We start from the raw sequence: 21919 nt of genomic DNA on the forward strand, positions 1-21919 counted from the left end.
TAAACTTTAAAAAAATATTTTTAATTTATTGAGTTAGCGTCTATGTTATTAACAAAGTCACAACATAGGTACGAGTAAGGGTTGGATATTTATGAAACCACAACTTCGAGGCATGTTAGACGAAACTAAGATTGATGGTTCACAATCGTTACTGCAACAGATTGAAATGTCGGTTGTCGAAAAGCGTAAACGACTGAACTGGAAAGAGAATGATCTTAGCAAAAGGGAAGTGCTCGGTCAGTGGATTGATGAGCGTCACTCTCAGGGAGACAAGATCACCATCTATCGCCAAGCCGATAAAGTTTATATCGAAACTTGGTATAAGGATGGTTGTCACGCTTTAGGTGAAATGCAGGCTACGTCTGTCGATAACGGGCTTAAGCTGGAAGATGTCAGCGGTAATATATTTGGTGAATATTTTTTACTGACTTCTGACAACTTACTGCAGTTTTGCAACAGCGATGAGTGTTTCTATACCGCGACCCGGGCGGCCTAACATTAATCTGCTCGCGTTGGCGCTTTAGTCTAAGGGGTTTGCTTCCTTGTACTGATTGGTATTAGGCTAAAATGGGTGCTTACTATAAAAGTTCATCTCTTGCTGACGGTAAGGGTGAGTTATTTGTAAGTGTTCTGCGTGTAAACACAGGCGTGGTGACGCCGCAATATTGTTTTCATCACCATAAAAATCATCCCCCAATATCGTATGACCAAAGGCTTTCATGTGTAAGCGCAATTGGTGGGTACGTCCTGTGATGGGTTTTAATTTTACTAAGGTTGCATTTTCACGGCGCTCTAACACTTCGAAATAAGTGGTGGCACTCTTGCCATCTTCGGCAATCATCTGTAGCGGTGGTTGGGTTTTATCGGCCTTCATGGCTAGCTCAATTTTTCCATTATCTTGACTCATGACGCCTTGAACTAAGGCGACATAATATTTTTCAGTCATTCGATTTTGAAACTGAGTTTTGATGTTGGATTCGGCTTTCTTATTTAGCGCAAATACCATGATCCCTGAAGTCGCGCAGTCGAGGCGATGAACTAATATCGCCTCTGGATAGCGTTGCAGTAAGCGGTTTATTGCACAGTCGAAGGTATTTTCTGCCCGACCAGGATTGGATAACAGGCCTGCAGGCTTGTTGATCACAATAATATCGCGGTCTTGATAACGTATGTCGAGCCAAGGGATTGTGGGTGGCTGATAAGTAAAAATTTTCATGAATTCTCCTTCGCAGGCGATCCTATCAAAGAATTCCATAGCTGCCTATGAATACGGTGGCCTTGCTAGTCATTTGGCCGCTTATTTGATAGTTTTGCCTGTATCTTTGAGATGAGGAATATTCATGACTACAACGCAAGCATATCCCATTGGCACACCTGGCCAAAAATGGGGTGAACAAGAAAAAGCAACTTGGCGTCAAGCCCAAGTAAAGAAGCGTTCTTATCAACAGGAAGTTGTTGCCAAACTTGAGGGGCTGAGTGACACATTTACGTTAGTGCAGTATGGCCAGCTAGATTACCAAGAGGGGGTTTACCCCTTGTATGCGGTGAAGAGTCGCCAGTGGGATGAAAACAAACCTACCGTATTAGTAACTGGTGGCGTTCATGGTTATGAAACCAGTGGGGTACAGGGCGCGCTGCGTTTTATTTTGACGGCTGCCGAACAATACAGTGAGCAAGTTAATCTGGTGGTCGCTCCTTGTGTCAGTCCTTGGGGATATGAAACCATCAATCGTTGGAATCCATTTGCTATCGACCCTAATCGCTCATTTTATGCCGATAGCCCTGCAGGAGAGTCGGCGGCGTTGATGGCGTTGGTGGCCGAATTGAAGGTGAAGCTGATTGCTCATATCGATCTACACGAAACCACGGATACCGATAACAGCGAGTTTCGTCCAGCTTTAGCCGCAAGAGACAATGTGATCCAAACCAACTGGAACATTCCCGATGGATTTTATTTGGTGGGTGATAGCGAGAACCCATGTGATGAATTGCAAACTGCGATTATCAATGCCGTGTCTAAAGTGACTCATATTGCGCCTGCTGATGATCAAGGTTGTCTAATCGGCGCACCTATTTCTCAATTTGGCGTGATTAACTATCCCACCAAAAAATTGGGTCTATGTACTGGTTTTAGTGATGCGACTTTTAATACCACTACCGAAGTGTATCCAGATAGTCCATTAGTGGACAATGAAAACTGTATCTTGGCGCAAGTCGCTGTGGTGACTTCTGCGCTAGATTACATTCTGGCTCAGTAATAAAGCTAAATGAATTCGCTAATCAGCTTAGTGACAATGAAAATCGTCACACTGATAAACAGCAAGCCAGTGATCAAGTTGATTGCTGGCGTTGCTCGCTGCATTTTAAGTTGAACTGCGGGTTTTGATAATACCAGTGCGATAAAGCTAAACCAGATTAACGATAAGCTGAACATTAACAAGGTGATAGCGGCTTTGGTTTCAAGGTTGATTTCAGGTGAGATCAAGGTTGAAAACAGTGTTATAAAAAACACTAAGGCCTTTGGATTTAACAGATTAGTTGAAAAACCTTGAATAAAGCCTTGTAGGCGGTTGATGTTTTTTGCAGGCGCAGACTCTCGCAGTTGTTGACGCATCTTCCATTGGCTTAATCCGGCCTTGATGGCACCAAATCCCATCCAAGCAAGATAGCTAGCACCTATTAGTTGTACCAAAAGATACAGATTTGGTGAGCTTTTGATGATAAGACTAACCCCGGTCAAACTAAACAGTGTATGCAGGGTAATGGCCATTGCGAGTCCTAAAGCACATGCTAATGCCGTGCTACGTTGCTCCTGAGTCGATAACTTAACCACTAAGGCGAAATCAGGTCCAGGACTGGCAAGTGCCACAGTATGTATCACTGCGAGGGACAGCAGAAGTTGATATTGAAGTTCCATTAAATCATTAACCTAACAGTGAATTTGCTTTGCTATTGTGTAAGCATAATCAAGCGTATTACAGTAGCCTAGCGTTTTTTATACCGCACTATAAATAATCGCTTTGATTGCAAATAAATAATCTTAATTGTTGACGATTGGATCGTGAATTCTATTTTTAATTAGCTCATAATGGACAGGTTAATTTCTGCTGACAGATAAAATAATAAGATTGGAGTCGGACTAGTGAAAGGACAGATCATACGTGAAATGAAAGTGCAGCCCGAAATAGAGGTTGATTTCGAGGTGCAAAGACGTATTGCCTTTATAAAATCAAAACTCAGAGAGGCTAATGCAACGAGTTTGGTACTGGGGATCAGTGGTGGCGTTGACTCTTCTCTGGCTGGCCGCCTATGTCAATTGGCGGTGGATGAGCTCAATAGCGAAGGCGAGTTTGAGGGAAGTTATCAGTTTATTGCGGTAAGACTGCCTTTTAAGGTTCAAAAAGATGAGGATGAGGCGCAGTTAGCCTGCCAATTCATTCAGCCTAGTAAGCTGGTGACTGTCAATATCGGTGACGGGGTGGAAGGTATCCATCATCAGACCTTAGTTGGATTAGAGACCGCAGGCGTAATTTCTCATCCCCATAGCAGTGTCGATTTTGTGAAAGGCAACGTTAAAGCCAGAATGCGTATGATTGCCCAGTATGAGATAGCTGGGTTCACTGGTGGTCTCGTAGTGGGAACTGACCATAGCGCAGAGAACATTACTGGGTTCTATACCAAGTGGGGCGATGGTGCTTGTGACTTGGCACCTTTGTTTGGTTTGAGTAAACGTCAAGTACGCCAACTAGCGGCAGCCTTGGGCGCGCCAAGTATCTTGGTTGATAAAGCGCCAACGGCAGATCTTGAATGTGATCAACCACAGTTGGAAGATGAAGTTGCCCTTGGACTGACTTATGATCAGATTGATGACTTCCTTGAAGGTAAAGACGTTGATGCCGCGGTTGAGTCACGTTTGATTGCTATCTATAAGGCAACGCAACACAAGCGCCAGGCTATACCGACTATCTATGATTGATAAAAGATAAGTAACAAAAATAGCCGCTTATTTGTAGGTTGATAGCAATGAAAAAGGCAGTGAATATTATCTTCACTGCCTTTTTTGTATTGGGGCAGATAGCCACTTAATATTCATACTTATGTGGCTCATGCCATTTTCTGCAGACTCTCTACTCATCAGGCTAATCGCTTGGATTGCACATTAGCTGATGTCGATATTGTTAGCCCGAAGTGCTTTAATGAGAAGCATTTAAAATCCGGCCAGTAAGATAGAGAGTATCCATTTTTATCGGTAGCACATAATTTTGACATGTATGTTGCTAAGCGAGGAATATTGCCAAAACCCTATTCGAGCTGTAGTAAGTCTTGATAAACCAAGTTTGATGTTGCTTGCGTTAACGTTTAACCTTACTCACTTTATTTTCTGCCTGTTGTCTAATCAACGGGCATTATTTTAATGGAATCGGACCTTCCTTTGTCACAACAGAATCTTTCCGTAACCCTCTTTAAAGCCACGTGGCCTATGGTATTTGGCGTATTGGCTATCATGAGTTTCCAATTAGTTGATAGTGCTTTTATCGGTCAGCTAGGCGTGATTCCTCTTGCATTGCAGGGCTTTACGATGCCGCTGCAGATGGTGTTGATTGGGGTACAAGTGGGTTTTGGTATCGCTGCAACCGTGTTAATCGCTAAACTGCTTGGGGGCAATCAGACTGAGGAAGCCAAACAGATGGCTGGTCTGACAATCTCTTTGGGCGTCATCGTGATCGGGCTGGTGTGCCTATTATTGTATCTTTTTAGATTCCCGCTACTTTCGGCCTTAGGGGCGACGCAAGATGTGTATCCTTTGGTCAGCAGTTATTGGGCATGGTGGGGGCTGAGTGCTTGGCTGGGCGCCTTACAATACTTTCTTTATAGCGTGTGCCGTGCCAATGGCAATACCATGTTACCCGGCATTATGATGGTGGTGACCAGTGTGCTGAATATTGCACTCGATCCGCTGTTTATTTTTGTTTTGGGTTGGGGGATCAATGGCGCGGCTATTGCCACATGCCTTTCGTTTGTTTGCGGTATTGTTATCTTGGCCTATCGATTAAGAGGTTTTCGTTGGCTGAGTTTCCAGCACTATGCTTTACAAATAAATAGCGCCATAAAACAGATTTCCCATATTTTCTTTCCAGCGGTTATGAGTCAGCTTATGCCGTCTTTATCAGCCATTTTAGCAACCAAATTACTGGCCTCATTCGGCGCCGCAGCCGTTGCGGCTTGGGGACTGGGCTCGCGCGTGGAGTTTTTTGCCATTGTGGTTGTGCTGGCACTCACTATGTCGTTGCCTCCTATGATCAGTCATGCATTAGGCGCAGGGCAGTTAGAGCGAATAACAAAGTTGGTACGTATTGCATTACTTTTTGTGCTGAGTTGGCAATTGTTTATTGGGGGCGTTTCTTGGATAGGGGCAGATTACTTGGCGCAGTTAATGAGTTCTGAGCAGCAGGTAAGCCAAATTTTACGATATTATTTGCTGTTGGTTCCTTTTAGCCTAGGAGCATTGGGCTGTTGCATGATTTTAGTATCGGTATCTAATGCCTTGGGTAAGTCTTATATGGCCTTACTGATCTCGCTTGTACGTTTATTCGGATTATTTTTACCCTGCATTTGGTTTGGTGCCCAGTTTGGCGGCATTGAGGGGATTTTTATCGGTGCATTTATCGGTAATCTGTTAGCGGGCGCTTTTGCCTATTTCACTTATCTTAAAACTATGACGGGGTTGGCTGTCAGAGCATGATGTTTATTAGCCGAGCAAATGGATAAATTATCACGGTTTAGCGGATATGTCGTTAAGCGTTGAACCTAATATAAAACACAATAAAGGGCGATAATTATCGCCCTTTATATATTGGATTAATTATCAAAATGTCGATGCATCAATGACATAACGATATCTTGCTTCTTTGTTTACCACGCTTTCCCAAGCATCATTAATTTGCACCGCCGTAATTTTCTGGATCTTAGGTAATACTTTGTTCTCGGCGCAGTAATCGACCATCTCTTGAGTTTCTCTGATACCGCCAATGAGAGAGGCATTAAAGTTGACTCTGGAGAAGGCTAAAAATAACGCATTGAGTGTCACTTCTGACTTAATTGGCATACCGACTTGGGTAAAGGTGCCATAGGGTTTTACCACTGCGGCATAGGCTGCAACATTAAAGTCATATGGAATGGTACACAGCATGTAGTCCATTTGACCATGGTAAGCCGCCAGTTTACTGAGATCATCGACAACGATGGCTTCTTTAGCACCAAAGGCCAAAATATCTTTCACTTTTGAAGCTGAGGTAGTGAAAGCGTAAACTTCAGCACCTTTTGATGCGGCAATTTTAATGGCCATATGACCCAGTCCACCAATGCCAGCAATAGCGACTTTTGTGCCTGGTTTCAGATTCGCACGCATCAGAGGAGAATAGGTTGTGATACCGGCGCACATCAATGGCGCAGCTTCTTCAAAGCTGATGTTTTCGGGAACATGCATGACAAAATCTTCTTCTAAAACAATGTTATTAGAGTAGCCTCCTTGCGAAATCCCCGTTGGAGAGCGATCATCCGGATAGCCATAAGTAAAGATGGTATCTGGATTATATTGTTCCTCATCAGTGTCGTGCTTATAGTTGTGATTACCAACCATACAGCCAACACCGGCTCGATCACCAACTTTAAACTTGGTAACGTTTTTACCTACTGCAGCCACAACACCCACGATTTCATGGCCAGGGACCTGCGGATACTTTTGTTTACCCCAGTGGCCCATTTCTTGGTGGATATCCGAGTGGCAGATACTGGCGAATTTGATATCAATGAGAACGTCATTATCACCCACAGGACGACGTTCAAATTTCCAAGGTTTCAATTTTCCGGATTCATCAAAGGCTGCATAACCTCGGGATTGAATGTTGCCTGAAGCATCACTGGCAAACACATTGATGGGACCGGTTAACATAGCGCCTACGCCTGCAGCACCAGCGAACTTTACCACTTTTCTTCTTGTTTGATCTGTATCTTCACACATGTCAAAAATCCTTAGTTAAATTGATTAAAAGAAGCTGTTTCCTCTGTCAGCCAGGGATAGTTATGGCATCGCAAAAGTATAAGCATCGATTAGCGATTTTCATTTTCTATGATCTCATTAATAAACCAGTAGCATGTTCCTCTAATTTTATTGCCTAATATTACAAATTGAGCCGTTAGTTAAGAGCAATATACGCAGAGTTGGCTGAGTATATGGCACCATTAATTCAAAACTTACATTGACACTGAGCATTATAGTTGTGTATACAACTAAATGCTGTTCACATAACAAGGCGAACTATGCCGCAATATAATCATCATCACTCTTTGGGACACCTTACCGGGCTGGCCAGTCGTTTATTTAATCGCTTATTAACGACTCGCTTTAAACAGGCAGGTATAGAGATCACCGCTGAGCAGTGGGGGGTTATTTTATTGCTGCAAAATCAAGGAGAGCTTACGCAGAACCAGATCTGTGAGTTGTTGTACTTGGAAAAATCCAGTGTCAGCCGTTCCATTGCGAGCCTTGAAAAGCGTGGATGGATACAACGGATGCGGTTAGATACCGATAGCCGAAGTAAGTTGGTTGCGTTAACGGAGCAATCTTTATCGGTTGTCGAAACCTGTGCCGAGATCGCTAATTCAGTGCTAGTTGATGCTCAGCACAATCAAAGTTCTTCGGAGCTTGAGCGAAGTCGGCAGCATCTGGCTGATGTGATCACCAATTTAAGAAAGCTTAACCAATAACATTAGCTCGGCTATAGCCTTGGGGCTAGCCGTATGAAACCCAACAAAATTAGGAGTCGTTGCATGTCTAAACGTAATGCATTAATCACAGGTGGGGCGAGAGGAATTGGCGCCGCGACCGCAAAAGCATTAGCGGCAGATGGTTTGCGTGTTTTTATTAATTACGTCAATAGTGCCTCAGTGGCGGCGGAGCTGGCGCAGGAGATCCAAGCGGCTGGTGGAGAAGCCTATACAATTCAGGCCGATGTGAGAGATAAGACTCAGATTCAAGCGATGTTTGATAGCATTGCTAATGAGCATGGTGGCGTCGATGTTTTAGTGTCAAATGCCAATATGAATTTCACCCCTAAGCCCTTCATGGAGCAAACATGGGACGAGTTTTCGCAAAAACTCAATGACGAAATGCATGCGGCTTATCAAACTGCCAAAGTTGCAGCTGAAAGTATGAAGCAGAAGCAGTATGGTCGATTAGTGTTTATTTCTAGCACCTTATCTGAAGTACCTGCACCGAGTTTTATTGCCCATGGAAGTGCTAAAGGTGCATTAGATAGTTTCAGTAAGTACTTGGCTCAAGAGCTGGGGCCTTACGGCATTACTTCAAATATTGTGGCTCCAGGGTTAGTGGAAACCGATGCGACCAAAGATGCACCTGAAGAATTTAAAGAGATGATCAGAATGCATACGCCTACGCAAAAAATTGCGACTCCTGATGATGTTGCCAACACGGTTCGTTATTTAGTCAGTGAGGCCAGTGGTCATATTACTGGTACCTATCAACCTGTGTGTGGCGGCGCTTATATTCAATAGCCTGTGCTAGGTCTGAAGATCTTTGCTGAATATTTTGCAATTGCACCTTTTAGTTGTGACAGTGGCTAAAAGGTGCCTTTTTATTCTTGTTAACGGGGGGAATCTGCAATAGGTAAAAGGGGTTATTGCCAATGATTGAGCACATCTCTTTTAGGCGAATCCCCAAATAACCTCGAGTATTCTCTTGAAAACTGTGATGGGCTTTCATAACCGACTTGATAAGCCGCCGTTGATGCATCCTGACTTTCTGCGATCATTAATCTTCTGGCTTCCATTAATCTAAGCCGTTTTTGATACTGAAGTGGGCTCATTGAGGTTAATTGGCGGAAGTGATGATGAAAGGTCGATTTACTCATACGTGCCATCTCTGCCAGTTCATCAACACTTAAGTGCTTATCATAGTTGCTTTTGAGCCATTCAATGGATCGCGCAATACGTAAGCCATGGCTGCCCGCAGAGACAATTTGTCTTAGACGAGCACCTTGTTCACTGATAAGCACTCGCCAGTAAATTTCTTTTTTGATCAAAGGTGCAAGTACAGTTGTGGATTCAGGCTCATCGATTAATGTCACCAGTCGATGGAGCGCCATCAGAAAGTTCGGTGTGGTATTGCCTAAGATCATCCCCTGATCGGAAATGACTTCTTTGGGGTTGTTTAAGGGAGCCTGCAACATAAGATCGCTCATGACGGCCAGATCGAGCTTGAGTACTATGCCCAGATAGGGTTGTTCTTCACTGGCCTCAAGTACTTGCATTTTTGCGGGCAAATCCAGAGAAGTTATTAAGAAGCGTGTCGGATCATATTTAAAGGTTTGCTCACCGAGGGTCATCGATTTCGCCCCTTGTACTACTAGCGCGATACTCGGCTCAACAATGCACACGGATTGTGAAGTCGGTGATGATTGCCGATAAAACTCTAAACCATCAACAGCGGTCTCTGTCCATTCAACGCCTTCGGTGTGCATTGCTACACTGTTCGCGAGTTCATTAGAGATGGACGCAATAAAGTCATCATTCAACATAGTTTTAGGTCATGGTTTATCGGAATTAGCGTATGCAAAATTGTAACTCATTCATCTCAGTTTGATACAAAATGGCGGCAGATTTGGACGATTGGGCAATCATCTCCCAGTAATGAACTATTGGTTATCGCGATATCGGCCTAAAGTTGGATGACAGAATCCATTGTTAATCCTTTACCTTATTGGAGTATAGCCATGTCACTAACATCCTTTAGACTTGCCTGCGTTACTTTGCCGATGCTTGTGGCGGGTTATGTACATGCACAAGAGCCTCAGCCAGTACAAATTACTGTGGCTAAAAACGGCTCTCAGCTTCCTATGACGGGGCTTGAACCCTATTTTAAAGGTGACGTGCGTGTTGAGCCATTGTTCGCTGCAAAAGGGGAAGAGCGCGCAGCTGGCGCGACGGTGACGTTTGAGCCGGGGAGTCGCACCAATTGGCATACCCATCCCGTGGGTCAGACCTTAATTGTCACATCTGGCATGGGCTGGGTGAAACAAGAAGGTGAAGCAAGGCTTGAAATTCATCCCGGCGACGTGGTCAAAATTCCTGCTAATGTGCGCCACTGGCATGGTGCGACCTCCACAACAGCCATGACGCATATTGCCATACAGGAAGCCAAAGCGGGGAATGTGGTTAAGTGGCTTGAGCCGGTGACTAAGGCGCAGTACGAAAAAAAGTGATGCTGTCAGATAAACGTGTTTTAGTTGAAAAGGCTCAGGCTAGGGGAGTGATGATGAAGGTAAGTTTGACAATTAATGGCAAGCAGCTGATGGCAACGCTAGCCAATAATCCCACAGCAAAAGACTTTTACACTATGTTGCCATTGCGTTTGTCGTTGAAGGATTACGCCAGCACGGAAAAGATAGCCTATCTAGAGCGTAAATTAACGAAGGCCGATGCACCGGCAGGTACTGCTGGCAAAATAGGTGATATTACTTATTATGCGCTTTGGGGTAATTTAGCCATTTTTTACCGAGATTTTGGGTATGCTGCTGGCTTGATCACCTTAGGACGTTTGAGTGGTGATATCTCTTTGTTGTCGACCGCAGGGGATGTTGAGGTATTGATAACGCCTGTTGAGCCTTAGTCTGTGATACCCCTTGTTGTTTGCTCTGGTTATTTACACCCTATATTGAGATAGGCTGTTATGAGATTATCGTTTCATCATTCCTTTTTTATTGCATCATTGGCTTTCATGCTGGTCTTTGCAACTTCTGGTGCGCCTATCTCGCTGTTTAATACCTATAGACTTGAGAATGGCTTATCCAATAGTGATTTAGGTTTTGTTTCGCTGGGGTACTTTATTGCAGCAGCGATCGCGCTATTAATGTTTGGTCGTTTGTCCAACTTTATTGGCCGTAAGCCAATGGCGATCTTAGCTCTGCTTTGTGTTATTGCTTCCAGCCTTTTACTGACTCAGATGCATAGCACGCCTGTGTTATTCGTTGCCCGAGTCTTGCAAGGGCTGGCTTGCGGTATTGCGACCAGCAGTATCGGTGCTTATGTTGTCGATCTCTCTGAGGGCAAACCTGGATGGCTAGTAGCTGCGGTGACAAGTACGTCACCCATGATAGGTATCTCGAGTGGGGCGATCACCAGCGGTGCATTGGTGAGTTGGGGGCCTTGGCCAAGAGTGTTGATTTTCATTATGTTGTTTAGCGTTTTACTCGTTTGTCTGCTGTTAGTGATCCTCTCCCCAGAAACCATTAAGCGAAAACCCAGAGGCTTTTCAGCTTTGAAACCCTCTCTTTATCTGCCCAGGGAGCGTTTATGGGCATTTTTGATCATGGCTTGCTGCGTTATTGCCACTTGGTCATTGGGCGCTTTTTACCAAGCTTTTGGTCCCTCAATTGTTGCTGAGCAACTTGGCACGCGTAGCGCCATTGTGTCGGCATTGGCTTTCTCATCGGTAATGATATTGACGCCTTTGGGCGGCTACATAACCAGTAATATGAGTTCAGCTATCGCGGTAAGGTTAGGCATGGGGCTGTATATCGTTGCAGCTACTTTGATTTTATTGGCGCTCGAACAGGGCTGGTTGCTGCTATTTTTTACCGCCAGTTTACTGGTGGGTGTGGCTCAGGGCATTGCAACGACGGCTTGTTTAAAAGTCTTACTGCAAGACACCGATATCGAGTATCGTGCAGGGCTGTTATCGACAGTGTTCGTGGTTTCGTATTCGGGGGCGGTATTCCCTGGAATGGTTGCCAGTGTTGCCGCCACTAGTTTTAGCGTCTTTGAAATCTGTGTGGGCTATGTGGTTCTGGGGATTATCACCGCAAGTATTGCGATTGGCGCTTCATCTAAAATACGTCTCACTCCTAATGCATCTGTGAATTATTGAGCATTTAAGGTCTTTCATTGAACGTAAAAAGGCGAACCTAAGTTCGCCTTTTTTATGATGTCGATTTCATCGGGATGATTTAATCTGTTTTTACTTCAGATGCGAGGTAATCATGATCAGAAACCGCTTCAAACCAGTCTACGGCCTTGCCGTCTAACGCCTCTTGTATCGCAACATGTTGCATGGTTGAGCCCTCGGTAGCACCATGCCAATGTTTGCGGCCGCAATTACACCAAATCAGATCGCCTGGACGGATTTCCGTTTTTACTCCTCCCTCACACTGGGTCCAGCCTTTTCCTTGGGTAACCAGTAATATTTGTCCGAGAGGATGACTGTGCCAATGTGTGCGCGCCCCTGCTTCAAAATTAACCACAGCCATGCCTACACGTGCAGGTGCGGGTGCATTAAATAGCGTACTAATATAGACATCGCCGGTGAACCAATCACTCGGGCCTTTGATGGCTTTCATCTCCTCAGCGCGGATCACTTGCATACTTTCGGTTGGAGATTCATTGTTACTCATATCTTGCTCCTCGTTACAAAAATACTTGCTCGCTCTGAAGGCTCAGAGTGCTGATTTTTTAGGGTGAAAGAATAGAAACCCTGGTGGGTTAGTAATTCATTGATGATTTAGTATGGATGATGAATCCAAATGTGTAGCCTGAATTGAATGTTAGATATAACAGTCAAAATTTAATGGGAGATCATAAAACCAACGATTAGACCTTTTGGTTTCTTCCTACAGCGCCTATCGAAACAATCATTATGATGATTGCAGCCTAAAGCTGATATCCCTGATCCTGTGATTTTCTTGCCTAATAGTCCGAGCCTTTGAACTCATTGATAAATATGAAAAATCATTTCTGAAATTATGAGAGTTCGGTGATTGAATCTGCGACATTATCAATAGTAGTATTGTATGAATATTTATGGTGTAAATTGTATTTTTGCTGAATCAATATTGAGGTGAGTTATTAACATCTTTCGTGGGGGAAGGGTGTATAAGGGATAACCACTTTAATGCGTCGTACCATCACAATGAATAAAAGGAACCCTATTGTGGTAAAAATGAATGGTAAACATCTAAAGCCCATCGCAGCGGCTATCGCTTGCTTCGTTTTATCTGGGTGTCAATCCGGAGAGGTCAATGAGGCAAACTTGCAAAAACAGCAAGTTAACAGTGTGCATGATTGGGAGAACCCTGCTGTTTTCGATATTGGTTCGTTACCCGACCGCGCCTTCTTCGCTTCATACCCTGACAAACAAGCGGCGCTCGCCGGTGATGACCGAGGTTCTAGTCATTACCATTCATTAAACGGAGAGTGGCACTTCAATTTTGTTGAGAAGCCAGCACTCCGCCCGGCAGATTTTTATGCAGAGAACTTCGATGTTTCTCAGTGGCCACTAACGCCAGTGCCGTCTAATTGGCAGTTACAAGGCTATGATTATCCAATTTATGTTAACCATGGCTACGGGTTCCCCAAAAATAAGCCGTTTGCCCCTGAGTACAATCCTGTGGGTTCTTACCGTAGAGACTTTACCGTCGATGAACAGTGGCAAGATAAACGCATAATTTTACATTTTGGTGCGGTTCGCTCGGCGTTTAATGTTTGGGTTAATGGCCAGAAGGTAGGCTATAGCCAAGATGGTAAACTGCCTGCCGAATTTGATGTTACTGAACTGGTCAAAACGGGTAAGAATAATATTGCTGTTGAAGTCTTTCGTTGGAGTGATGGTAGCTACCTAGAAGATCAGGATATGTGGCGCATTAGCGGCATTCAACGCGATGTATTTTTACAAGTGGTACCCAAAACTCAATTATGGGACTTCCATGCCAAAACGGCGTTAATTAACGATTTCAAAGATGGCTCACTGGCGCTGGATGTTGATATTGAAAATACGCTCGCCGAGTCAGCTAAGGCAACGATCACGGCTGAAGTCTTTGACGGAGAGCAGCTCCTTTGGCAAGACCAGAGTGAACTTGAAGTTGCTGGTAATAAGCAAGCGCAGGTGAAATTTAATCAGCAATTTGCCAATGTCACCCCTTGGTCGGCTGAAGTGCCAAAACTCTATGATTTACTCTTAACCTTAAGTATACCGGGCCAAGAAGAGCAGGTGGTGCGTCAACCGATTGGCTTTAAAAATGTAAAAATTGAAGATGGTTTACTGAAGGTCAATGGACAGCCCATCATCATCAAAGGGGTGAATCGTCACGAACATGAGCCTGCGACTGGGCAAGTGGTGAGTCGTGAAGGCATGCTCAAAGATATTGAATTGATGAAGCTCAACAATATTAATACGGTCAGAGCCTCCCATTATCCTAATGATCCTTATTGGTATCAGCTGTGTGATCAGTATGGTTTATATGTTATCGATGAGGCGAATGTTGAGTCTCATGGTTATGACTTTGGCGAAGATGGTTTAGGTAATGACCCTCAGTTTAAAGACGCCATTCTTGATCGTGTCCATGGCATGATTGAGCGCGATAAAAATCATCCTTCTATTATTTCCTGGTCTTTAGGTAATGAAATTGGTCCGGGTCCCAATATTCGAGCGGCATATTTACTGGCTAAAGAGATGGATGATAATCGTATCGTCCAATATGAAACTCGCGCCGATTGGTACAAAGAAAAAATGACCGATGTTGTTGGCTGGATGTATGCCAACCGTGAAGAGATCAGCGAAAAGTATCTGGGCAACTATCCCGATACGCCGTTTATCTGGGTTGAGTATGCCCATACTATGGGCAATAGCGGCGGCAACCTGAAAGAGTTGTGGGATTTTGTTTATGAGCATCCTCAGTTCCAAGGTGGCAGTATTTGGGATTGGGTCGATCAAGGTCTGTATCAAACCAATGAAAAAGGTGAAACCTACTTAGCCTATGGTGGTGATTTTGAGCCTGAAGGGGTAAGAAATGCCAACAACTATTTAGCAAATGGTCTCATTGGTGCTGATCGTGTTCCGCATCCCGTGCTTTATGAAGTGAATAAGGTTTATCAAAATATTCATGTTGAGCAACTGGAAAGCGGAAAATACCGCATATTCAACCGCAATTTCTTCCGTGACTTAAGTTATGTCCAGCCTGTTTGGTCCTTGCTGGAAGATGGTAAAGTGGTTGCTAGTGGTGAGCTCGCTAAGATGGATGTTGCACCGCAACAAGAAGCTGAGTTTTCACTCGATGTTGCAGGCAGTTATGTGAAGCAACCTGATCGTGAATATGTACTTAACCTGAAGTTTTTACTTCGTGAGCAAGAAGGGTTGATTCCTCAAGGGCATCCGGTAGCGACAGAGCAATTTGTGTTACAGACCAAGAAGCTGCATGAATCATCGCAACTTGCGCCAGTCAGAGCTAATGATCTGAATGTCACCCAAAATAGTGACAGTATCGTGGTGGCGTCAGGTAAAAATAGCGTTGAATTCAACAAAGCTACTGGTCGTTTGAGCAGCTATAAGATCAATGGTACAGAACTGATTAAAGAAGGTTTGTTCCCCAACTTCTGGCGTGCAATGACAGATAAAGATAATGGTAACCGTTTATGGGAAAAATCGGCCGCATTCTTTAAGGATGCACCAGAGAAGGCTGAGGTTGTCGCGGCTAAGGTTGAGAAGTTCGATGGTAAAGCCAATATTCACTTTACCTTGCATTTCCCAACGCTAAACAGTAACGCCACTATCGAATATAGAGTGGGTAAAGACGCGGCTGTAGCGGTTAATTACGTCGCTAAACTTGAGCCGTTATTACCAGAAATGCCACGTTTTGGCTTGAAGATGCAGTTACCTGAAGGGTTTGACTCGGTCACTTGGTATGGCCGTGGTCCTTGGGAGAACTATCAAGACCGTAAGAGTGCTGCTGATTTAGGTACCTATCAGTCTCGTGTGGCAGACTTTTATACCCCTTATATTCGTCCACAGGAAAATGGTAACCGTAGTGATACGCGTTGGCTGGAGATCACTAACTCAGCTGGGGTTGGCTTGAAAATTGTGGGTGAGCCTAAGTTTGATTTTACCGCACACCACAACACCATCGCCGATTTCGATTACCCGAAAATTGGAGCTAATCGTCATGCAACCGATATTAAACCACGTCCATTGACTGAGCTGATCATCGATTTACGTCAGCGAGGTGTGGGAGGTGATAATACCTGGGGCTCGACACCGTATGAGCCTTATCGTTTACTGCCTGCTAAGCAACAGGATTATCAGTTGCAATTGATGTTAATTCCTCTGGCTAAATAATCAGAACCATATAGATGGTTGAAAAGGCCTTAACCCTTCTATGGGTTAAGGCCTTTTTATTGGTACCGGTTTTGATGTTTACCCGTTTTGTTGATGTGCTGGATTAATAGGCAATAAATGTAGAGTTTCTGTCTAACGGTTAAATAGTCTCATTTGACATAATGAACTCATGGTTTGATGCATTGGGTTGCTCCCAATGTGAAGGGCAGCAGCGGCATGATGGCAATATGCACTCGTATTGTTCCATCCAAATGCTGCTTGGTTAGAACCAGATGTTTTAACCATGACCTCTTGTTAAATTACTCTTCATTAGGAAAATTATCATGAATACACAAGACACTATTACAGATTCAATCACATTAACTGATACTTGGGATAAGACATTTGCTCAAAGCGATAAAGTTGAGCATAAAAAGGTCAGCTTCAAAAATCGTTATGGTATTACTTTAGCTGCGGATCTATACCAGCCTAAAGATGCCCAAGATAAACTGGCAGCCATCGTGCTAAGTGGTCCTTTCGGTGCAGTTAAAGAGCAATCTGCTGGTCTTTATGCGCAAACTTTAGCTGAACGTGGTTTTGCGACTTTAGCATTCGATCCTTCTTATACCGGTGAGAGTGGTGGTCAGCCACGAAATGTCGCTTCTCCCGATATCAATACTGAAGATTTCAGTGCAGCAGTCGATTTTATTGGCTTGCTGCCTAATGTGGATCGTGAACGCATTGGTGCTATTGGTATTTGTGGTTGGGGTGGCATGGTACTCAATGCCGCAGCAGCGGATAAGCGTATTAAGGCGGTTGTTGCCAGTACTATGTATGACATGACGCGTTTATTTTCAAAAGGTTATAACGATAGCGTAACCCCTGAACAACGTTCGCAAGCCCTTGAGCAAATGAGCCAACAGCGCTGGGCGGATGCAGAAAAGGGTGAGCCTGCTTATGGCCCTGTTTCGCTTGAACTGCAAGGAGGCGAGCCTCAGTTTGTGGTGGAATATGCAGATTACTATAAATCTCGTGAACGTGGCTTTCACCCAAGAGCTATTAATTCAAACTCATCATGGACGTTGACCACTGCTATGTCATTCATGAATATGCCTATTTTGAGCTATATCGCAGAAGTCTCTCCACGTCCAATCTTGTTTGTTCATGGTGAAAATGCGCATTCACGTTATTTCAGTGAAACGGCTTTTGAAGCGGCGAATCAGCCTAAGGAATTGATGATCATTCCTGGTGCAAGCCACACGGATTTGTATGATCAGATGGACGTGATCCCATTTGATAAATTAACCGAGTTCTTTAACGCTAACTTGGCTTAGGCTTGAGTGTTGGCTCTGTGCCTGCGACATATGCTAAATGGCACAGTCGATTTACTTTAAATAGAGCAGACAGACTTCGGAGCGGTTTGCTTCTGAAGAATGCCATTACCAACGCCTATAAATCTTAATCAAATTGAGGTTTATAGGCGTTTAATTTATCTGTTGTCTAAGTTGTTCAATAAGGGCGTTAGGGCACTGGCGATAATCTAGATAAGGTAATAAACCTATTTGCTGCCCATTCTGGGACAGAAGCTGAAAGGATTTAGCTGGTTTCACAACGGGTAAGGCCAGCGACAAGGCACTCTGATGACCACATACCAAATGCAGCTTAGCCTCGGAGTTTAGCTCCGTTGCGCCAAATGCAATTGATTCATGCCGCTGTAAAAGCTTAACTTTGTATTCACGCCAATTATCATCAGGGGCGGCGATTTTGGCCATAATGACAAATATTTTTCGCCAATGATTACCATTGAGTTCAATGATGTCATCGATATTAATTTCCCCACTTTTGTTAAAATACTCAGGTAATAGGGGCGAATTGGGTAAGTAAAAACAGGTTCGGGCATCTGATGGCCCAAGAGATTGTGCTGCTCGGCTCATATTCTTAACAGTAAATGGCGATTGACTGGAGTTTATCGGTTAAAAACGTGTATGTTAATAATTAAATATTTTTGTGTTTCAATGGACTGATGAAAACCTTATTTATTGCATCAACTAAACATCTTCTCTTGGCTTTAGCCTATGGTGTGTTGGGTATCACCATTACGGCCATTGCCAGCATTATTTGGCTGCTAAACAGCAGACAAGATTTATCCCTATGGCATACTACAAAACTCACCGCTGAGTTTAACCAAGAGATGCAACTCAAAGGCTTTAGCGATTATCTTGCGTTAGAAGATAAGCTGTTTGCTGAAGTTGAAGATAAGGTTTATCAAAAAACACAGGCATTGACTCACCAGCCGCTAAATCGTTATGTCCGTGGCAGTTTGTCTGACCCTAAAAAATGGTCTAAGGATTGGAATCGTAGTTTCGAGTGGAAAAATCCTCGGGCTGAATATGGCTTATTGTTACTCCACGGTATGTCTGATTCGCCTTACTCTATGTCTCATCTAGCATCTCATTTTCGCAGTTCTGCTTATGTTTTAGGGTTACGTTTACCTGGGCACGGCACTTTACCGTCGGAATTGATTAACCTTCAGTGGCAAGATATGGCTCAGGCTGTAGCCATTGCGACTCAATATATGCGTCAGCAATTGCAGGGAAAACCCCTGTATGTGATGGCGTTTTCCACAGGTGCGGCACTAGCGCTCAATCATGAATTAGAAGCCTTAAAGCAAGATAAGCCTTTAAGTTATGATGGCTTAGTGTTTATTTCACCGGCCATTGGCTTATCGCCTGTTGCTGCTGGAGCGAAATGGCAGAGTCACCTCGGTCAATTATTGGGTTTAGAAAAGCTGAGCTGGAATGCGATTCAAACCGAGTATGACCCATTCAAATATAACTCTTTTGCAGTTAATGCCGGGGATGTGGTTTATCAACTGGCGGCTCGAAACCAACAATTATTGGATCAACTAACTGTTGAGCAGGTATCACAACTCGCTGATATTTTGACATTTCAGTCGCTAGCCGATAATACCGTATCCACGCCATCGGTATTGACCGGGCTTTATCAACGTTTGCCTCGCAGCGATCAACAGTTAGTGTTGTTCGATTTGAACCGAGTCGATGTCAATATGTCCTTGGTGGTGCATGACCCTATGGATGCAATAAAGCCGTTATTGTTACCTGCATTACTGCAATACGATTTGACCTTAGTGCAAAATCAGCATGATCAAGGCCAGAGTTTGCGAAGTATCGAAGCGGTGCATTTTCATAGTGATGATAAGCCTCGCCATGAGCCGCTTAATCTTATGTGGCCTGCTGAGGTGTACTCTTTATCTCATGTGGCTTTGCCATTTCCTGAGTCTGATTCGCTTTATGGACCGAAAAAAAATTCAGCGCAGCGTCACCATAGAATAAATATTGGCTCGAGTGCGACTCGAGGTGAAAGGGGAGTGTTAGGCGTCCCCGCAGCCGATGTGTTAAGGCAAAAGTGGAATCCTTTTTACCCTTATATGTTAACTCGTATGGAGCAATTTATCGCTGACAGGCAAGCTAAGTAGTCAGTCGGATTAGGCTTGTTGATGTTGTGCCAGCTGGGTACAGATCACTTGGTTTCTACCGCTTTCTTTTGCTTGATACAGGTTAAGGTCGGCCATCTTAAACCAGTGGTCGATATTGCCATATTCTCCAGTGTTGCTGACAACGGCGCCAATACAGATGTTGAGTTTAATGCTCTGTTTATCTGTGATTTGAATATCGGTATCGGCAACCAGTAACCTAAATTGATTGAGGTGATGCTCAATTTGCTCAGGATTACATTGGGGCAGAATAATAAGAAACTCTTCACCACCATAACGGGAAACCAAATCTGTTTCGCGCTTAAAGAATTGCTGCATCAACCTAGCTAAGGTTTTTAATGCCTTGTCACCCGCCTGATGACCATAGGTATCGTTTATCTGCTTAAAGTGGTCGATATCAACAATACAAAACGCCAGTGCCGCGTGGCTGCGTTTACACATATCGTGCAAGGTTGGAAAATGTTTTTCGGTATAGCGGCGATTGTACAATTGGGTCAATTCATCTTTTTCGGCTAATTGTTGTAGCTTGGCATTGGCATTTTTCAGCTCTAAAGTGCGTAACGCGACTTTCTCTTCCAGCTCTAATTGATAACTGATCAGCTTTTGTCGGCTTTGTTGAATCGTATTGGCGAGGGTGAAAATTTCTCTCGGTGTTGAGTTGTGAGTCTTGAGCTCTTTATCATTAACTCGTTCCCATTGACTGAATTTTTGCGCAATCATCTCAAGCGGTAGTGTCAGTCTTTTCCCCACCGCCTGAATCAACAAGATAGTAATAATAAAAGCAAACAGCAGTACCGAGAAGGTCAATAGATATTGTTTTTCCACTTCACTGAGTAGCGGCGAAAACGGTATCACAACATAGAGACGCCAACCATTAGCAAGTTGATGATCTTTATAGACATATTCAGGGTCAGCATCATTGAGTTCATTGAAAGTAATCAGCGACAAAATGGTGTTGTAATTTAGGCCCGTCGGGACAGCCTTAAAAGGGGTTAATGGCGGCATGTTGAGGGGCTGAGAGGCGTAAATAACCATATCTTGGCTGTCGACCATGATGATGGAATGGTTTTCAATATCGGGGTGGCTTCGGTCAAATTGAGAAAATTTACTTAAATCTAACGAACCCTCAATAATACCGATAGGTTTATCTGGGTTATCTGGCTGATAGATTGGGGCACTTATGGCTACGATAGGGTTTTTACCAAAACCGCGGCTCAGAAATACTGGTGATATAAACGTCTGCTGCTTTTTAAAGGCTGCTTGGAAGTAGTGCCTATCTTCTACGCTGATAGGCTGATCGCTACTTTTGACAATATTTAATGAAGACTGAGGGCTCGCGGCAACCACATGGGCTTGCTCATCGGCAATTAACATCGCTGTAAAATAGGGATAACTTCGGTGTAGGTGAAATAACAGTTCTTGTTTTTCTTCAATATCTGAATTGGCCAAGCTTATCCATTTCGCAGCATTATTGATGGCATAGATATGATTATCGAGCAGAGTATCTATAGCACGGCTTAAATGATAACTGGCTTCATCAAGTTTATGCTCTACCTCTAGCTGCTGCTGATTGATCATTTGATTGTTGAAAATTAGTGCCGAGACCAGCAATACCAAAGTCAAAATCTGAGTAAAGGTATATGTCAGTTGGCTATTAAAACTCTTATGCTTGCTGTTTTTTAAGCCTTGCACAACTTGAAATTGTGGTGGCGTTAAGGTGACTAAAATAGAGCCAATAGCCGCATAGAACAAGCCGTTAATGCCTTGTTTTAATGCAATGAATATGGAATATCCGTCAGGAAGTGGATACATCAAGGTTGTATAGATAAAGAAAACAGGCATACCGAGAATAATCCAGAAGCTGGCATCGGCATAAAGCGAGTAGATTTCTTTGCGTCTAGCAAAACCAAGCCAAAGTGCTTCGAGGGGAAACATCAGATACATATGCCAGGTTTCCCAGATTAAAAACAATCCAGTAGAACAAAGAATAGCGCTGGCAAGGGCATACCAAGGGCCGAGGTAGATGGCCACAATCACATAGAAAAAATTACCGATGATAAGCTGTTGGTTACCAAAAAGTGGGATAGGGTATAGGTTAACCAGTAAACCACAGAGGCCGAGTGCTAAGGCAAAAGCGATGTGAAGTGGTTTTATCAATGGCATAACTTCCTATATCGATTCGATAGTGAGACTAGCTATTTTATTGAAAGGATTGAGTTATTAAAAAGTGTAATTTATTTATGTTG

The 21919-nt window shown here is 43.7% G+C and carries 19 protein-coding genes; 12 read left to right on the forward strand and 7 right to left on the reverse strand.

Annotation, left to right across the window (positions count from 1 at the left end):
* Positions 1-91: 91 nt before the first annotated feature.
* Entirely contained in the window at positions 92-496 is a 405-nt protein-coding gene (locus L1D21_RS15540; RefSeq protein ID WP_239846176.1) for a hypothetical protein, read from the forward strand.
* Between the two features lie 66 nt (positions 497-562).
* Here the strand turns inward: L1D21_RS15540 and L1D21_RS15545 are convergent, their stop codons facing one another.
* Complete coding sequence (locus L1D21_RS15545; RefSeq protein ID WP_239846177.1) at positions 563-1216, reverse strand: RluA family pseudouridine synthase; 654 nt, start codon at positions 1214-1216, stop codon at positions 563-565.
* Positions 1217-1340: 124 nt separating this feature from the next.
* On the opposite strand from L1D21_RS15545, the gene L1D21_RS15550 reads away from it, so the two are divergent.
* A complete protein-coding gene (locus tag L1D21_RS15550) occupies positions 1341-2258 on the forward strand; it encodes a M14 family metallocarboxypeptidase (protein ID WP_239846178.1) in 918 nt (305 codons plus the stop codon).
* A gap of 5 nt (positions 2259-2263) precedes the next feature.
* Here the strand turns inward: L1D21_RS15550 and L1D21_RS15555 are convergent, their stop codons facing one another.
* Positions 2264-2917, reverse strand: a complete 654-nt coding sequence (locus L1D21_RS15555; RefSeq protein WP_239846179.1) for a LysE family translocator — start codon at positions 2915-2917, stop codon at positions 2264-2266.
* A 225-nt stretch (positions 2918-3142) separates the two neighbouring features.
* Between L1D21_RS15555 and nadE the strand changes: the two genes are divergently transcribed.
* A complete protein-coding gene (nadE, locus tag L1D21_RS15560; protein ID WP_345773530.1) occupies positions 3143-3976 on the forward strand; it encodes an ammonia-dependent NAD(+) synthetase in 834 nt (277 codons plus the stop codon).
* Positions 3977-4414: 438 nt separating this feature from the next.
* Positions 4415-5743: an MATE family efflux transporter gene (locus L1D21_RS15565; protein ID WP_239846180.1), complete on the forward strand. Its 1329-nt coding sequence runs from the start codon at positions 4415-4417 to the stop codon at positions 5741-5743.
* 123 nt (positions 5744-5866) lie between these two features.
* On the opposite strand, the gene L1D21_RS15570 is transcribed toward L1D21_RS15565, so the two are convergent.
* Positions 5867-7021 (reverse strand): NAD(P)-dependent alcohol dehydrogenase, encoded by a 1155-nt coding sequence (locus L1D21_RS15570; protein WP_239846181.1) that lies wholly within the window; start codon positions 7019-7021, stop codon positions 5867-5869.
* 299 nt (positions 7022-7320) lie between these two features.
* Between L1D21_RS15570 and L1D21_RS15575 the strand changes: the two genes are divergently transcribed.
* Both L1D21_RS15575 and L1D21_RS15580 read left to right on the forward strand, forming a co-directional pair.
* Entirely contained in the window at positions 7321-7767 is a 447-nt protein-coding gene (locus L1D21_RS15575) for a MarR family transcriptional regulator (protein ID WP_239846182.1), read from the forward strand.
* 63 nt (positions 7768-7830) lie between these two features.
* Positions 7831-8574, forward strand: a complete 744-nt coding sequence (locus tag L1D21_RS15580; protein ID WP_239846183.1) for an SDR family oxidoreductase — start codon at positions 7831-7833, stop codon at positions 8572-8574.
* Between the two features lie 122 nt (positions 8575-8696).
* Here L1D21_RS15580 and L1D21_RS15585 read toward each other — a convergent pair whose 3' ends face one another.
* Positions 8697-9539: an AraC family transcriptional regulator gene (locus L1D21_RS15585; protein ID WP_239846184.1), complete on the reverse strand. Its 843-nt coding sequence runs from the start codon at positions 9537-9539 to the stop codon at positions 8697-8699.
* Positions 9540-9791: 252 nt separating this feature from the next.
* Between L1D21_RS15585 and L1D21_RS15590 the strand changes: the two genes are divergently transcribed.
* Genes L1D21_RS15590 through L1D21_RS15600 form a run of 3 tightly spaced genes read left to right on the forward strand, consistent with a single transcriptional unit; the run spans position 9792 to position 11944 of the window.
* On the forward strand, positions 9792-10280 hold the full coding sequence (locus L1D21_RS15590) for a cupin domain-containing protein (RefSeq protein WP_239846185.1): 489 nt from the start codon (positions 9792-9794) through the stop codon (positions 10278-10280).
* A gap of 53 nt (positions 10281-10333) precedes the next feature.
* Complete coding sequence (locus L1D21_RS15595) at positions 10334-10687, forward strand: cyclophilin-like fold protein (RefSeq protein ID WP_239846186.1); 354 nt, start codon at positions 10334-10336, stop codon at positions 10685-10687.
* A 60-nt stretch (positions 10688-10747) separates the two neighbouring features.
* Positions 10748-11944: an MFS transporter gene (locus tag L1D21_RS15600; protein ID WP_239846187.1), complete on the forward strand. Its 1197-nt coding sequence runs from the start codon at positions 10748-10750 to the stop codon at positions 11942-11944.
* Between the two features lie 79 nt (positions 11945-12023).
* Here L1D21_RS15600 and L1D21_RS15605 read toward each other — a convergent pair whose 3' ends face one another.
* Positions 12024-12467, reverse strand: a complete 444-nt coding sequence (locus L1D21_RS15605; protein ID WP_239846188.1) for a cupin domain-containing protein — start codon at positions 12465-12467, stop codon at positions 12024-12026.
* Positions 12468-13012: 545 nt separating this feature from the next.
* On the opposite strand from L1D21_RS15605, the gene L1D21_RS15610 reads away from it, so the two are divergent.
* Together L1D21_RS15610 and L1D21_RS15615 are read left to right on the forward strand one after the other, a co-directional pair.
* Positions 13013-16180, forward strand: a complete 3168-nt coding sequence (locus L1D21_RS15610; protein ID WP_239846216.1) for a glycoside hydrolase family 2 TIM barrel-domain containing protein — start codon at positions 13013-13015, stop codon at positions 16178-16180.
* Positions 16181-16503: 323 nt separating this feature from the next.
* Positions 16504-17493, forward strand: a complete 990-nt coding sequence (locus L1D21_RS15615) for an alpha/beta hydrolase (RefSeq protein ID WP_239846189.1) — start codon at positions 16504-16506, stop codon at positions 17491-17493.
* A 150-nt stretch (positions 17494-17643) separates the two neighbouring features.
* On the opposite strand, the gene L1D21_RS15620 is transcribed toward L1D21_RS15615, so the two are convergent.
* Positions 17644-18093, reverse strand: a complete 450-nt coding sequence (locus tag L1D21_RS15620) for a hypothetical protein (RefSeq protein WP_239846190.1) — start codon at positions 18091-18093, stop codon at positions 17644-17646.
* Positions 18094-18182: 89 nt separating this feature from the next.
* On the opposite strand from L1D21_RS15620, the gene L1D21_RS15625 reads away from it, so the two are divergent.
* The gene (locus L1D21_RS15625; RefSeq protein WP_239846191.1) at positions 18183-19655 is read left to right on the forward strand and encodes an alpha/beta fold hydrolase; all 1473 of its coding nucleotides are present in this window, start codon (positions 18183-18185) and stop codon (positions 19653-19655) included.
* A 9-nt stretch (positions 19656-19664) separates the two neighbouring features.
* Here the strand turns inward: L1D21_RS15625 and L1D21_RS15630 are convergent, their stop codons facing one another.
* Positions 19665-21836 (reverse strand): diguanylate cyclase, encoded by a 2172-nt coding sequence (locus L1D21_RS15630; RefSeq protein WP_239846192.1) that lies wholly within the window; start codon positions 21834-21836, stop codon positions 19665-19667.
* Positions 21837-21919 lie beyond the last annotated feature (83 nt).

Source organism: Shewanella sp. Isolate11, from assembly GCF_022398315.1.
Lineage (GTDB): Bacteria > Pseudomonadota > Gammaproteobacteria > Enterobacterales > Shewanellaceae > Shewanella.